Genomic DNA, 14,936 nt, shown 5'->3' with positions numbered 1-14,936 from the left:
GGTGTCGGACTCGTCGGCGTAGGCGTCGACCAGGAGGCCGGAGTAGCCGGAGACCACGTCGGAGCGGATCAGGGCGCCGGTCACGGGGGTGTGGGGGAGGGGGAGGGGGTGGGCGGCGTCCAGGTCGGCGTCGGACTGGCTGAGGCGGCCGATGCTGTAGGCGCCGTCGACCAGATACCGGATCCACTGCTGGTCGAGGCCGAAGAAGCGGATCGTCTCCACGGGGAGCAGGCGCTCGTCGGGGATGAGGTAGGCCAGGGGGACGCCCTCCAGGCGGGTGAGGCCGGTGAGCCAGTTCAGCACGGTGGCGGGGAGGGAGTCGTCGATGCCGGGGACGGTGAGCGGGTAGTCGTCGCGTTCGCGGGTGGATCGCTTGAGGTTGCGGTCGCGGCGGCGGCGCCACTGGTAGAGCGTGGTGGCGGCGTCGCCGCTGCGCAATGTGAGCAGCCGTCCGAGCTGCCAGGCGGCGGCGTGGCCGACGTCGAACATGCCCACGCGGGGGTGGAAGCGGAGCAGGGCGTCGGCGGTGCGCGCGGGTGTCACCGGGCCGGTGTCCACGGGGCCCGCCGTCAGCGGGCCGCGGTACCACGCGACGCCGCGGGCGCCCTGCCGCAGGTGGTGGCGCGCGGGCACGAAGCCCTGGCTGAGGAACGCGTTGGCGAGCGGCTCGCGGCTCGGCGGCAGGCGGAGCGCGCCGTCGCCGGCGGCGAGGCCGTACACCATCCGGGGGAACGTCTGCGCCGCGTCCACACAGGCGAAGCGCCAGCTCGCCAGGCTCACCAGGCGGATCAGGGTGCCGGGGGTCGCGGGGCCGAAGTCGAACGCCGGCCCCTGAGCGGCGGTGTCGGGGAACCGGCCCTCAAGGGATACGAGATGGACGACGGTGGTCACCCCGGGCGCGGGCAGCCGGCCCGCCACGACCACGGCCGTGTCGGGGCCGTCGCCCTCGCGCACGTGCGCCAGGTAGGCCAGGTCGTCGTAGGTCGGCAGGAGCGTCCGCAGCAGGTCGGCGGGGACGTCGATGACGGTCACCTGGTCGCCCGTGGCCTGGTGCTTTTCGAGGGTGACGGCGGGGAACAGGCCGGGGCCCGCGGTCAGCGTGCCCAGGGTCGCCGGGACGGGGACGGGGCTCTCCTCGCCGGAGAACACCAGCAGCGCGAGCCAGGGCGGCCGGGCGCCGGAGGCGTGGCCCACGGGCCGGGCGTCGCGCTCCCACGGGAGGGTCGGCCGGTCGAGCACGACGTGCGGCAGCACGTTGACGTGGTCGCCGAGGCTGCCGTCCGGCGGGAACACCTCGCGGATCGCCGACGGCGGCAGGGTGAACCGGTCGCCGGAGACGGTGAAGTTCTTGGTCACGCCGAACGGCTGAGTGTCCAGGCTGACGCGCTGGCTGACCGTGATCTCGTAGTCGCCGCTCTCCAGCGACGGCCGCCGGTACGCGCCGAAGGTGATCCGCGCGGCGCCGTCGGTTGCCTCAGGCATAGGAACCCACCTGCGGGGTCTCGAGGAGGCCGGTGACCTCCAGTGCGTAGGGGTCGAGCGGCGCGTCGCCCAGCACGGCGCGGGCGATCGCGGCCCGCGCGGCGACGACCGCCGGGTCGGACAACGCGTTCGCGATGGCCGTCTCCCGCGCGCGGGGAGCGCCCGGGTCCGGAGTGAACGCCGCCGGGGTGGCGAGCCGGATCGCCCCGGGCCGTTCCGCCAGGGAGGTCGCGGCCTGGAGCGCGTCCCGGCGCACCGAGGGCCGCGACGCGGGCTCGTCGGGTGGCAGCGGGCGGATCTCGTACCCGGTGAGCAGGTCGGAGATCAGCCTCGGGTCGTTCACCGAGGGAGTGACCTTGTCGCCCCACAGGGCGAAGGGAAGGTTCTTGCGCACCGGCGTGTAGCCGAACGCGTCGTCGACGGCGCCGTCCCGGCCGCTGATGGTGATCCGTTGCTCGGAGGTCACGCCGCCGGTGCCGACCCCGGCGGGCCCCACACCGAACCTGGTGACGGCGCCCGTCGCGGGGAGGGCGGCGGCGCGCGCGCCCCGGGTGCCCGCCGTGCTGGGGATCACCGAGTCGGTGACGAGCACGAGGCCCGCCGGATCGGCCACCCCGAGGTCCTTCGGCCCCGGGTCCGGGCCGGACGCCTGCTGGGTGTCCCCGCGCAGCGACAGCGTGACGATCTTGTCCCGGCCCGGCAGCATCGCCCCCGCGAAGTCGGTCCACGGCACGGGCTCGGGGGCGGCCTGGTCGCCGCTGCCGAACGAGACGGTGACGGAGACGACGGTGAGGTCGATGGTGGCGGTGCCGGTGAAGTCCGGCCCCCAGAGGTTCACGTCCGCGCCGACGTGGGCGTTGACGGTGTTGTTGCCGAAGTCGGAGAAGGTGTACGACGCCCCCACGCTGACGTGCAGGGACGCCTCGTAGTGGTAGGGCTGCCAGGCGATGAGGAAGTCCATCGAGGCGTCGAACCACGCGTGCAGCGAGTCGTCCTGCCACGACGCGCTGAGGCTGCCCCCGGCCATGAGCGCGCACGGCGTCAGCGCGAAGTACGCCGAGCCGCTGAGCGACAGCTGCGGCGAGACCTGCCAGGAGAACCCGAGCCGGGGCACCGACGGGTAGTGCGACGGCACCGGGAAGCGCGGGTGGTAGCCGCCCGCGGTGATCACGAAGTCGCCGTCGTGCCCGCTGTCGTTCTCGGCGGGGAACCACGTGGAGAAGGCGAACCCGCCGGTGAGGTGGCAGTCGCGGGACAGCAGGAAGGAGTTGCGGGTCAGCTTGGCCGCGACGGTCAGGTAGCCGTCCGCCGGCACGAAGGCGGCCCGCAGCGCGAGCTGCACCTCGGCGATGGGCGTCACACCCGCGGCGGCGGCCCCCGGGGCGGGCAGGATCAGCGTGGACAGCCCGAGGACGTCCACCTCGAACCGGTGCCCGAACACCACGGCCAGCAGCACGAACGAGTCGATCATCTCGAACGACGTGAAGTGGACGCCGACCGCCAGGAAGTAGTCCCCGGGCGAGGGCGGCAGGTAGATCGACAGCGAGGACAGTTCCTGGGCCAGCGTGGTCCCCGCCTGCCGCCCGCCGACCGCCTCGGCGATCAGCGGGAACGTGGCGACGTCGTCCAGGCCCGGGGCGACCAGCCGCCGGTTGTAGCCGAACCCGGCCGCCAGGCCCCGCACGAAGAAGACCGGCGGGCCGCCGATCGGGTAGTCCAGGTAGGCGTAGACGAACAGCGACGGGCCTTGGGGGAGCTCCACGTACGAGCCGATCGCGGCCAGGCCGAGCTGCTTGAGCTTGACCTGCGCGCTTCCGCTGTAGGCGGTGTACGGCTCGCCCTCGTAGATGATCTGCCCGCGCAGGAAGGCGCCGCCGATCTCGGTCGGCCCGGAGACGTAGGACAGGCCGAGGCCGGTGAGGGAGAACGACGGCAGGGTGATCGGGCGCGACAGCGACAGCTCGGCGGAGAGCCCGTCCAGGGAGAGGGTCAGGCCCGCCAGGGTGATCGAGGCGTCCAGCAGCACCGCCAGCCGCCCCGCCCGGTAGGCCAGGCCGATCCGCTGGATCTGCACCGGCCCGAAACCGCGCTGGATCTTGATCCACTTCACGTCGTCGGCGGTCTGCGCCTGCGTCGCGGGCACCCCGGAGGTGGCGGGCGGTACGGCGGGCGGCGTCGCGGGCGGCGTGGTCGTGCGCCGCGCCACCGGGAGGGCGACCGGCGCCTTGAACTCGCCCACCTTCAGCGTCGCCTCGAACGCGAAGCCCGCCGCGATGTCGCGTTCCGGCAGCTTGGCCACCGTGTCGGGCAGCAGCTCGTTGATCTTCTTCACCTGGTCGGCGGCGATCGGCGCGGACGCCACGACGATCCGCAGCGGATCGACCCCCGCCGTGCCGAGATGCTCCCCGGCGACCGGCAGCCCCGACAGGTCCACGGTGGCCGCGACGTCCGCCATGAACAGGTACGCCGTCGTGGTGGTGCGGTCGGCGGCGAACACCACGTCGCGCACGTCCACCGAGATCCCGTCCGGGATCAGGCCGGCGGCGGACGGCGAGAACGCGGCGACCACGCTCTTCAGGTCGGGGGCCGGGTCGCCCGCGCCGTGGGAGTAGGCGGCGGCGAACAGCTTGGCGCCGGCGCCGGTGGCGAAGCCCGCGTCGAACCGCAGGGGAGTGCCGCCCGCGAGGACTTCGACCCTCCCGTGGAACGTCGTCGTCGCGGTCCCGCCCCGCGTCGTGGCCGGCTGCACCCCGACGTCCACGGCGAGCGTCACCGGGGCTTCGGCGATCGTCATGCCGCCCCGGCAGGCGAAGGTGAACGCCCCGGTCTTCGTTTGGTAGGCGACCCCGAGCTCGGTCAGCGCGAGGCTGGTCACGGCCTCCGGCAGGTCGTGCACGCCGAACCGGTCGCCCAGCTCCGCGACCAGATCGCCGATCGCGAGATAGGAGCCGGGCGCGGTGCTCCCGGCGAACGCCCACCCCGTCTCCGGTTCGTAGGCGGCGACGAGCCCCAGGCGGGTCGACGTGCCGATGCCGACGACCCCGTGGATCACGCCGCTGAACCCGCGGCCCTGTTTGTAGGAGACGACGACGCCGGCCTCGGCGATGCCGACCGGCCCCGCCTGCCATACGTCGTCGAGGTCGAGCTCGGCCGTGTAGGAGCCGCGCCGGGGCCGGGCGGTCAGCCCCGCCTTGTGGATCTTCAGGGCGGCGGGCACGCCCTGGGTCGGCAGGCCGTACGAGGAGAGCACGTCGGTCAGTGGCACGGGCCCGCCGCGCAGGGAGCCGCGCACCTCGATGTCCGGCAGCCGGAGCACCACGTCGAACTGCAGCGCGCCGAGGGTGAGCAAGCTGTTGACCTGCACATATTCCAGAGCCGGGGCTTTCCAGTCGAAGCCGGTCTCGACCTTCTCGATGGCGAGGTCGAACGCCGAGGCATCGAACCCGGCCGCCTGAAAGGCCGTGCCCACCGGCGCGCCGCCGATCCACGACGCGAGCGCCGCCACCCCGGGGAAGGCGTGGCCCGGGGCGGGCTTCAGGTACGCGTACCACTGCGTCCCCGGCTGCATGCCGACGCCGATCTCCAGGGGGACGCCGTCCACCTCGACCGCACCGGCGAGGATCACGGAGAACGCCACCGTGGACAGGGCCGCCCGCAGCTCGATCCCGTCGAGTTCGACGATCGTGGGCACGATCTTCCACTGCACGGCGGGCAGAGGCACGGTGACGGTGGAGTACGCCTCGGAGGCGGTCCCCGGGTAGAAGGTCACGCCGAAGCCGGTGGCGGGCACCGGATGCGCGCCGGCGAGGGCGTCGAGCTGCGGCGGGATCGGCACGGGAGCCGCGCCGCCGGGCTTGCCGAGCATCAGCAGGTCCAGAGGGGAGACTCCGGGGAGGTCCTGCGCGAGCGCGATCCGCCACGCGCCGGGGTCCGGGCCGGAGGTGACGGTGACCGGTGCCACGACGGACGAGGTGAGCGGCAGGGTGCCGGTGGCGCGACCGGTCACGGGGGGAGTGGCGCCGTCGGTCAGGGTCAGCGCCACGCCGCTGAGGGTGACCTGGACGCCGGAGAGTCCCTGGACGGGCCACATGTCGCCCGACGGTCCGGCGATCGTGAGCGTGGAGCCGCCGGGGGTGACCTCGGCGCCGGTGAGCGTGACTCGGCCGCCGGGGACGGTGGCCAGGAAGTCACGCAGTTCACGCGGCAGCCGGGCGTCGCCGGAGTCGAGCACGACCGGGCCGTCGACCCCGGAGACATAGGTGGCGAGCGCGTTCAGGTCCATGGCTGTCCTCGGCCGTTCAAGGGACGTAGATCCGGTCGAATATGGCGCTGCCGTCAGAGGCTTTGTAGGTGACCACGAACGCCACGGGGGCCGTGGCGCCGATCGCCGAGATGGTGATGAAGACGTGGCCCCGCACGTGCTGCGTGTTGTCGGTGGCGGAGTTGTCGCCGCAGACCGTTGCCTTGCCTCCGGGGACCGGCCGGCGGGGGGCGTTGCCGCCGGGCCGGTAGGTCCGGGGGTAGTCGCAGTGCGTCAGGTAGATCCGTTGGATGAGCGCGTTGTCGTGCAGCCTGTCCACGATCTTCTGCGACGGGGACTGACTGAGCTGGAGGGGGTCTATCACCTTCCCCGAGGAGATGAAGGCCACCGCCGGTCGCGCGGTGTTCAGGAAAGCGTCGCTGGTGCCCGCGTCGTCGCCGTGCACGCCGCACTTGAAGCTCGCGATCTTGGTCGCCGGCGGCAAGGGCTGCCCCCCCTGGGGGTTCGGCAGCCCGTAGGTCGTCACGGCCGTGGCGACGAGCTCGGAGCCGGCCCACGGCAGGTCTCCGCCGGTGTAGTGGAAGTAGTCGTTGAAACGCACGACCATGCCGAGCCCGTCCGTCTGTGACACCGACACGGCGCCCGTGAAGGTCTGAGTGGTGTGCCAGACATTGCCTTCCGTGGCCACCAGGAAGACGCCGGGTGCGCCGGCCGGGGCGGGGACGGGATGGGGCCCGGAGTTCCACAGGATCTCGGCGCCGAGATTCGGCGGCGTGAGCCGGGTGACCGTGCGCGCCACGCCGGGTGCCCGCGCCGGCCTGCCCGCGATGAACACCGCGCCCGCCGCCGCGTCCACCATCCACCTGGCGGCGGCTATCGCGGCCTGCCGGGGGCCTGGGCCGTTGTCGCCCACCGTGCCGTTGTCGATGATGTTGGTCGTGGCGTAGGCGCCGCCGGTCTCGAATCGCGCCCCCGGCGGAGCCTCTTTGAGCAACTCGGTGAGAACGCTGTCGCGAATGCCTTTTCTGACTTCGTCCAATGTCGCCTGTGGCGCGTTTCCGTTGGGGAAACCCTCGTCGTCGAACGTGTACCACGCGTCGTCGCCCGCGGCGAACGCCACCGCCTGCGCCACGCGCTGGAGATTCGTCAGCACCGGGTTGAGCGGCGGGGCCGCGTTCAGGTTCGCCGCGACACCCGTGTGTCCGGACGCGATGGCGGCGTTGAGGGTGGCCCGGGTGTCCGCCTGCGCACGGATCGTCGCCGCCTGGTTGGCCACCCATCCGGTCACGCCGGCCTGGCCGCCGGTCATGTCGTAGCCGCCGAAGCACGCGGCGTAGGCTCCGGCGGCGGCACACGCGGCCTGCTGCTTGTCCGAGGTGCCGAGCGCGGCCTCACGGGTGGCGACCTCGGCGATCACTTCGGCGACGCGGTGCATGTTGTCGGCCCAGAGCATGCACAGCAGTCCTTCGTAGTGCTCCTCGCTGTAGGTGCTCACCAGCATGTGGTCGAGCGTGTGGCCTTGAGGCAGCCTCAGGTCGACATAGTCGTGGACGGTTTCGGCGAAGTCCTGCGTGCCCGCGTCGATCAGCATGCTTCGTCGCTGGCTGGTCTGTTCGTTCTCGGCGATGATCAGCGAGCAGTCCCCTTGCCGGACGTCCACCGTACTGATCAGCATTTCCCAGGCCATCGTCGCTCCCTTTCAGGCCGGGAAGGCGATGCGCCATCGCCCCTGGGAGACCCGCGTGTTCTTCTCACCCCAGGTGAAGACGTAGCGGCGGTTGTCGGTGAAGGTGTACGTCCCGGCGAAGGCGTACTCGCTCTGCGCGGTGTTGTACAGGTCGCATTCCAGCGCCCCGGACGCCAGCCGCCGCAGGATCTTCAGCTCGTTCTCGCCGATGGTGGTGGCGCCGATGGTCAGGGAACCCAGGGTGGCGCCGGAGGCCCACAGGGGGACCAGGTTTTCGTAGCTCAGGTCGCCGGTCTTCAGGTAGAAGCCCTCCTTGCCAGCCTCGATGCGGTGCGCGAACTTGCCCGCGTGGTGGAAGCGGATGCTGGGGGAGGTCAGGACACCCGTGGCGGTGTCGGCCTGGTACAGCTCCAGGAACAGGATCTTCCCCGCGGTGGTCGCCTCCCGGCGGAGCTGGAGGTGCTCCGACGCCGAGCCGACCGTCAGCCTCGCGGGGGCCGCGGTCGTCGTGCCGACGCTCACGTTGTTCCCGAGCGGGTTGACGGCCAGCGGCTTGCCGCCGTGCGACTGGATCCAGCCGTACTGGGCGTGGTACCCGAGGCGCAGGTTGGACCCGTCCGGCGGGCCGACGGCCAGGGAGCCGCCGTTCGCGTCGCCGGCCGCGCCCCGCACCGCCAGCGTGCCGACAGAGGTGTTCCCCGCGCGCAGGCCGACCGGTTCGTCGGAGGTCAGGTCGCCGGTCTTGAGGTGGAAGCCGTCGGTGCGGGCCTCGATGCGGTGCCAGAACTCGTAGGCGTGGTGGAACCGGATGCTGGGATACGTCGCGTCCCGGTTGTTGGCCGGGTCGTCCTGGTACAGCTCCAGGTACAGCTGCGGGCCGGCGGACCCCGCGTCGGACTCCCGCCGCAGCTGCAGGTGCCGGCCCTCCGCGCTGACGGTCAGCCGTGCCGGGGGCGCCGCGGACGGCGCCGGTTCCGCCGTGCCGATCGTGACGTCGCGGGCCGTGAACAGCAGCGGCGTGCGCTCGGCCACGACGGAGGCGAACCCGTCCTGGTAGCCGGGGACGTTGCGGTAGGCCACCACGATGGGCGCGTGGCCGGGCGAGCCCAGGGCGTACACGTCGTCGAGCTTCAGGTCCAGCGAGCCGCCGGGCGGCAGCGCCGTGTCGGCCCGGGGGGTCAGCGTCCACTGCACCCGCTGGCCGAGGTCCTCCCGGACGATGTCCCAGCTCACCGCGGTCGGGCCGGCGATGTCGAAGTGGACGTCCCCGGCACGGCCGGACTCGGTCAGGGCCCACTGCCGGTCCTCGCCCTGCTGCCGCACGTCGAAGCCGACGGTGAAGGCGGACGCGGCGTCCTGGGCGGACGCCGACCCGGCGAGGGCGATGGCCGTGTCGCGCGAGACGTTGGCGACGCGGACGCGCAGGGAACTCGGCGTGGCGCCGTCGCTGAGCACCCGGTCCCCGCCGACGAACCCCACGTCCAGCGGGATGCCGGGACGGCCCCGGTGGTTGACCACGTCGAGGAACCGCCGCCGGCTCCCCGACAGCTCGCCGGGCTCGCCCGCGTATCCCAGCAGGCGGTAGGCCAGCTCCACCCGGGTGCCCCGGGTGCCGCCGGCGCCGTCGGCCTTCAGTCCTTGCAGCTCCACTTCCAGGGCGGCGCCGGGACGGATCGTCGTCGCGCCGTCGTGGAGCAGGTGGAACGTGGTGCCGCCGGGTGCGGCGGCCATCGACCAGCCCGGGGTGACGACCCGCGGCGCGGCCGTGGCGGCCAGGGTGCGCGTGCGGAAGGTCAGCGCCGCGTGGTGGTTCACGGCGGACGCCCCCGGCGTGCCGGACGCGCGCAGCTCCACGTCCTGCCGGGAGGAGTTGACCAGGCGCAGCGTCATCGCCTGGCCGCCGGGGTTGTCGTCGATGTACAGCACGGGCTGCTGGTCGGCGTTGGTCAGCTCGAAGTCCAGCGGGTGGGAACGGACGAACGCGGCCAGCGCCGCCTCGTCCGCGGCCATGTCGCGCCGGATCTCCTCCGCGGTCAGGGCGCCGTCGTAGACCCGCAGGTGCGCGATCCTGCCCGTCAGGTAGTTCTGCCGCGCGTCCGGGTGGCGTCCCACGACGAGCGCCGCCCGGCCGGGCAGGGGATCGCCGGGCAGGGCGTACTGCGCGAGCTGGACGCCGTCCACGTGGATCCGCGCGACCCGCCCCTCGCAGGTGACCGCCACGTGGTGCCACTGGTTCCACCCGAGCGCCCCGGCCGCGGTGGCGTACACGTCCGCTCGCCCGGCGGCGGGCACGTTGTGGCGCAGGACTCCCCGCGCGTCCACCGACACCGCGAAGCCGTCGGCCTTCCCGGCGATGAACACCTCGTCCGGGAGGGCCTTCGGGGCGGGAGGGGTCTTGGTGGCCTTGGCCGGCCGCGTGGGCTGGGCGGTGTTGACCCACGCCGCCACGGTGTACGCGGTCAGGCGGAGCGCCTGATCGTCCGGCACGGTCAGGGCGTCCTTCTTGCCGTCCAGGACCAGGCAGCTGCCGAACCGCTCGTCGGGCGAGGCGCCGGGGTCGCCCTCGACGGCGCCGTTGAGGTGGTTGCCCGAGGAGTCGATCGCGCGGCTCTCCGCGGTGAGGTCGTCGAGCTGCCAGTGCAGCACCAGGCCGGGGGTCACGACGCCTCGCCCAGGCGGTGCCCCGGCTGCGCCGTCCCGTCCGTGCCCAGTTGCGCCTCGGCCTGCCGGTGGATCGTGTTCACCAGCTCGTAGACCCGCGCGTAGGGTAACTGGCCGAGCGCCTCCAGGATCAGGTTCGTCTGTGGGATCGGCAACGTGAGGGTGATCTCCTGCATCACGGGTTTCCTTGTCCGGGGGTAGTGGGGCGCAGGGCCAGCCGGCCCTCTCGCACGGTCAGGCCGGCGGGGAACCGCTCCTGTGGCTGGGGTGGGTCCGTGACGCGGGTCCATCCGGCCGGGTCGCGCTCCAGCCACGACCATCGCGCGCCCTGCGCGGCGGGAAGGGGAAGGGCGACCTGTCCGGCGTCGGTGAGGATCGGCGCGACCATCAGGCCGACCTCCAGGCGCTCGACGGCGTCCCGGTAGTGCTCGTCGGCCAGCCTCGCCGACTCGGTGGGCAGGATCCCGGTGGTCGCGTGGATCGCGCCGTGCGGGTCGAGCAGCAGGGTGAGACGGCGCGGCGGCAGGTCCAGGCCCACCAGCACCGGGCTCGTCGCGTCGTCGTCGCCGAGCGCCTGCACGTCGTGGTAGACCTGCCCGAGCGCGCCGGGTGCCTCCTCCAGCCAGTAGCCGAGCACGCCGTCGCCGAGGCGGCCGTGCTCGCCGATCCGGACCGGGAAGCGCACCAGGGGATAGCCGTTGGTCTCCCGCCCGCCACGTGCCATGTCCTGCCGGAAAACGTTCCAGTCCTGGTGCACGGCGGGAGGTTCCAGCGGATCCAGGCCGACCTCCGCGCGCACCACCGCGATCGGGCGGCCGAGCAGCGCCGCCAAGCCACCGAGCCCGCCGGGGTCCTCGGGCTCCACGGACGCCTGGGCGTCGTCCAGCGCGGGCAGCAGCTCGCCGGCCGCCTCCGCGCCGGAGGCGAGCAGCCATTCGACGACGTCCCGCAGGTGCGCGTTCGCCAGGCCGGTCGCCGGGTCGGCCACGCCCGACTCGGGGGCGGCCCGCCACGACGCGCGATCGGGACGGTCCGCGTCGGCGAGGGCGTGCACCGAGCCGGCCCAGGTGCCGTCGGCGGTGTAGACGCGCAGGGCGTCGTCGAGCGCGTCGGGGACCAGCCATCCGCAGACGGGGGAGCAGGTGGGCAGCCCGGTGAGCGGCTCCTGCTCGCGTTCGGCGTCCAGCAGGCTCAGGGCGAGGCGGGCGGGCTGGACCAGGCGCGGGGCCATCGCGATCCACTGCGGGTGGTCCTGGACGGTGAGCCGGGTGGTGGTGCGCAGCAGGCGCACGTCCACGTCGTGCGTGGTGCCGAAGTTGTCGACGATTCGCAGCCGCCGCACCCGCAGCGCGCCCGCCCGGATCGGGTTGAAGTCGCTGAGCGGCTGGGGGGCGTGCCGGTTCTCGCCCGCCACCCGGTCCGCCACCCGCGCGGTGAACTCCCGGGCCGAGGGGAAGCCGAGCGGGTCGTCCACCGGCAGCTGCCGGGCGAGCCGCAGCATGAGCAGCGCGTCGTTGAAGCCGCCGAGGCTCTGGGACAGGTTGTTGTCCTGGTTCTCCGCGAGGTGGCGGTAGACCATGGCCAGGGTCTTCAGGCGGGCGTCGTCGCCGTTCGCGTCGTACCAGTCCAGGACGGTGTCCGGCGCCGCGCGGAAGTCGTCCCCCGGCAGGGTCGCCAGGTGGGCCCGCGTCCGCGCCGCGTTGTACGCGGCCAGCATGTCGCCGGACAGGTAGCGCAGGATGCGCGCCGACAGCACCGGCCGCGCCGACGGCGAAAGGACGGTCGTCCCGGAGTAGACGTTCGCCGCCTTGTCGGGGAAGCCGCGGCCCGGCCGCAGCCGGAGCTCGACGTCGGCGGCGGTCAGGGCGTAGTTCGCGGTGACGAAGTCCTGGTCGTAGTCGCGGTGGCCGGCGCCGATGTTGCCGCCCCCGCCGGTGGGGAAGAACTCCACCTCCCACTGCAGCAGCACCGGATGCCACGGCGCGTGCGTCCACGTGCGCAGCGCCGGGTTCGGGGCGGGCAGCGCCGCGACGCCGGCCGTCACCGCCGTCCGCAGGGCGGTGGCGCCCGCGGCGCCGGCCGGGCTCGCCGCCGGGCCGGTGATCGCCGCGCAGGCCAGCAGCCCGTCCGGGTCGGACGCGCCGTCCTGGCCGTAGCGGTCCGAGGGGGTGGCGGCCGATCCGGTGAGCAGTACGGTCGGCTCGACCGGCCGGTAGTGGCGCGGGCCGGGGACCTGCCGCAGGACGTAGCGGGTGCGCGCCGCCCTGGCCGTGGTGGCGTTGAAGCGGGCTATCGAACGGTCCACGGCGTCGCGGGCCGCGGCGAGGCGGTGGGCCAGCGTGTCGCCGTCGCCCACCGGGGGCTGGACCCCGACGGCGGCCGTCAGCAGGTCCATCTCGTCCATGGCGCGGCCGAGGTAGAACGCGACCTCGTCGGGGGAGGGGTGGCTGTCGTCGCCGGCCGACTCGCCCGGGTAGGAGCAGAGCATGTACTTGTACCAGTCGGCGAACAGCCTGCGGCGCAGCCCGGCCAGCGTGCGGCGGGCCCGGTCGTGGCGCGTCTCGGCCCGGTTGAGCGCGGCCAGCAGCCCGTCCAGCTCGGCCGGGGGCCGCAGCCGTTCGCGGGCCTGTTTCTGCTCGGGGGTGATGGGCGGCGCCCCGGCCGCCGCGGCCTCGGCGTCGGTCTCGTCCTCGGCGTAGACGTTCCACCGCACACCGGCGGAGACGGGGGCGAACGTGGCGGTGTGCCGGGCCTCGTCGAGCCGGATCGAGAGGTCCACCGTGGTGCTCTCGAGATCGTCGGCGTACGTCAGCGCCTCCAGCAGGTCCTCCAGGGACTGCGGCGTGACGCCGGGCAGCGCCGCGCCGAGGTGCGCGGCCAGCGCCTCGGTGATGTTGCCGCCCACGCACACCCCGGTCTCGGTGTCCGCCAGCAACGGGTTGACGGTCAGCGCCGCGGGCGCGAAGCGTAGCTCGCCGAAGCACACCATGCGCGTGGGCCGCTCCGCGCCGGGCTGCGCCTTCCAGCCCAGCCGGTCGGCGAGGGCCGCCCGCCAGTCGCCCTTCGCGGGCAGCACCCGCGCCAGCTCGTCCTGGCCCGGCGTGCCGTACCAGCCCGTCACGTCGTAGCGCAGCCCGGCGGGGGGAGTTCCCGGGTAGGCGGGATCGTGGAACCCGAACACGCTGTGACAGTTCGGGTAGAAGGCGGCGAAGGCCGGGTCGCCGTGCCCGACGACGGTGAGCTCGGGCAGGCTGTCGGGCGGGTCGCGCAGCAGCAGATCCCACTGCCCCAGCGGCAGCTTGCGGCCGAGGTAGCGGTACGGCCGCCCCGCGTTCCCCGGCGGGACGCCGCCGGAGACCGGGTAGGTGACGCCGTCCGCGTTGTCGTCGGACAACGCGTCGCTCAGCACCAGCCACTGCTCCTCGACGGTCTCGCCGCGGGAACGGGTCACCAGCCAGCGGTTGGGGACCACCGGGACACGCGTCCCGTCCTCACCTCTGACCATCCGGGTGAGGGCGTCGGGCAGGGCCCAGTGCAGGTGGATCCCGGCCTTGAGCCGGAGATTGTGATCCTCGAACGGGCTCGCGAGCACGACCTCACCCAGGTAGGGCAGGTTCGCCCCGACGTCCCGGCCGGTGACCGGGTCGACGTAGGGCAGCCGGGTGAAGTCCACCGACGGCCCGGCGACGTCCGTGTCGGCTGCGAGACACAGGGCATCGACATGAACTGGAACACATAACACGCTCACGGCACATCCTCCTCAGGAGGAAGCCAATGATGTGGACCGGACGATCATAGGACCGTTCTCGATCTTTTACGACGGCCGCGACAGGACCGTGACATACCCTCTCGGCAGCCGTCCCCGTGCTCAAGATTGAGCGGACGGCCGGGGACGGTTGCGTGACATTCGGAGGAGGATCTGCCTTTCGGAAAGGGATGTCATGACGGAAACGGATGTGTGGGCGTCGAAGACGTCGGCGCAGCATCAGACCTCTCTGCCGCCCGAGCATCTGCTGCACTCGGGGAACGCCGGGCTCATCATCCATCGCGTGGGGATGCTCGAGTACGAGATGGCGCAGGAGGGCCGGGACTTCAGCGCCGAGCTGGTGAACTACATGAACCGGGCGCAGGCGGGAGTCGCCACGACCTTCCTGTACGAGGAGGTGTTCGGGGTCCGGGACCGGGTGCACTGGTTCGTGCACATGAAGTCCCCCGAGCTGTACAGCAGGCTCCTGGAGATGGTCGACCACGACGCGGTGTTCCAGGACATCTCCCTGCGGGACCGGCTGCCCAAGAAGGGCGGCGGCAACTGGGAGAAGATGTTCATCTACGGCAGCCTGCGCGAGACGATCATGTGCCCGCAGCACGGCTTCGCCAACGTGGACCACGAGGAGCACACCGACCCCCGTGAGCGGCGCGAGACCTTCGTCCCGCCCGCCACCCACCAGACGCACCAGCCCGCCGACCAGCAGCTCAACTCGGCCAACGCCGGGGCCATCATCCTGCGCACCGGGGACGTGCGGTACGAGTTCCGCGAGGAGGGACGCAAGTTCCTCTACGACTGGTCCAGCTACGTCAACGACAACCTGCCGGGCCAGGCCACGGCGTTCATCTACGAGCAGACCTGGGGACAGCAGGACAGGATCCACTGCCTCATCCATCTGCGGCAGCTGGAGGACTACCGGCTCGTCCAGGAGATCGACCGCAGCGAGGGCATGGCCAAGGAGGTCTACGACATCGAGCGGGTGCCGGAGGCCAAGGGCGGCGGACGCTGGGACCGCCTGTTCGTCCCCACCAGCATCAACGACGTGGTGATGGTGCCGCATCTCGCCGACGGGCGGTAAC

7 protein-coding genes are annotated in these 14,936 nt (G+C 72.8%); 1 reads left to right on the top strand and 6 read right to left on the bottom strand.

Annotated features, from left to right (window positions below; all coding sequences use genetic code 11):
- The 6 genes from ACFP1K_RS16830 to ACFP1K_RS16805 all read right to left on the bottom strand — a co-directional run.
- Positions 1 to 1,482 (bottom strand): hypothetical protein (locus ACFP1K_RS16830; protein WP_380753735.1); only part of this gene is annotated, 1,482 nt, incomplete at its 3' end.
- On the bottom strand, positions 1,475 to 5,764 hold the full coding sequence (locus ACFP1K_RS16825) for a DUF6603 domain-containing protein (RefSeq protein ID WP_380753732.1): 4,290 nt from the start codon (positions 5,762 to 5,764) through the stop codon (positions 1,475 to 1,477). The genes ACFP1K_RS16830 and ACFP1K_RS16825, both read right to left, overlap by 8 nt.
- 16 nt (positions 5,765 to 5,780) lie before the next feature.
- A complete protein-coding gene (locus ACFP1K_RS16820; RefSeq protein ID WP_380753730.1) occupies positions 5,781 to 7,430 on the bottom strand; it encodes a hypothetical protein in 1,650 nt (549 codons plus the stop codon).
- A 12-nt stretch (positions 7,431 to 7,442) separates the two neighbouring features.
- Complete coding sequence (locus ACFP1K_RS16815) at positions 7,443 to 10,091, bottom strand: LamG-like jellyroll fold domain-containing protein (RefSeq protein WP_380753727.1); 2,649 nt, start codon at positions 10,089 to 10,091, stop codon at positions 7,443 to 7,445.
- Positions 10,088 to 10,267, bottom strand: a complete 180-nt coding sequence (locus ACFP1K_RS16810; protein ID WP_380753724.1) for a hypothetical protein — start codon at positions 10,265 to 10,267, stop codon at positions 10,088 to 10,090. Before ACFP1K_RS16810 ends, ACFP1K_RS16815 begins: the two co-directional genes overlap by 4 nt.
- Positions 10,267 to 13,839: a hypothetical protein gene (locus ACFP1K_RS16805; protein ID WP_380753722.1), complete on the bottom strand. Its 3,573-nt coding sequence runs from the start codon at positions 13,837 to 13,839 to the stop codon at positions 10,267 to 10,269. The genes ACFP1K_RS16810 and ACFP1K_RS16805 overlap by 1 nt, the downstream gene beginning before the upstream one ends.
- Positions 13,840 to 14,032: 193 nt before the next feature.
- Here ACFP1K_RS16805 and ACFP1K_RS16800 point away from each other — a divergent pair, with 193 nt between their 5' ends.
- Positions 14,033 to 14,935, top strand: coding sequence for a DUF6039 family protein (locus ACFP1K_RS16800; protein WP_380753719.1), 903 nt, complete (start codon positions 14,033 to 14,035; stop codon positions 14,933 to 14,935).
- The last annotated feature ends 1 nt before the right edge of the window (position 14,936 follow it).

This window comes from Sphaerisporangium aureirubrum (assembly GCF_042658925.1).
Taxonomy (GTDB): domain Bacteria; phylum Actinomycetota; class Actinomycetes; order Streptosporangiales; family Streptosporangiaceae; genus Sphaerisporangium; species Sphaerisporangium aureirubrum.
Note: the sequence above shows the minus strand (reverse complement) of the source record. Positions and strands in the feature narration are given on the sequence as shown.

What these genes read in the sequence shown, in the direction of transcription:
- ACFP1K_RS16820 (WP_380753730.1), bottom strand. Translation starts at nt 7,430, where the DNA reads ATGGCCTGGGAAATGCTGATCAGTACGGTGGACGTCCGGCAAGGGGAC.
- ACFP1K_RS16800 (WP_380753719.1), top strand. Translation starts at nt 14,033, where the DNA reads ATGACGGAAACGGATGTGTGGGCGTCGAAGACGTCGGCGCAGCATCAG.
- ACFP1K_RS16825 (WP_380753732.1), bottom strand. Translation starts at nt 5,764, where the DNA reads ATGGACCTGAACGCGCTCGCCACCTATGTCTCCGGGGTCGACGGCCCG.
- ACFP1K_RS16810 (WP_380753724.1), bottom strand. Translation starts at nt 10,267, where the DNA reads ATGCAGGAGATCACCCTCACGTTGCCGATCCCACAGACGAACCTGATC.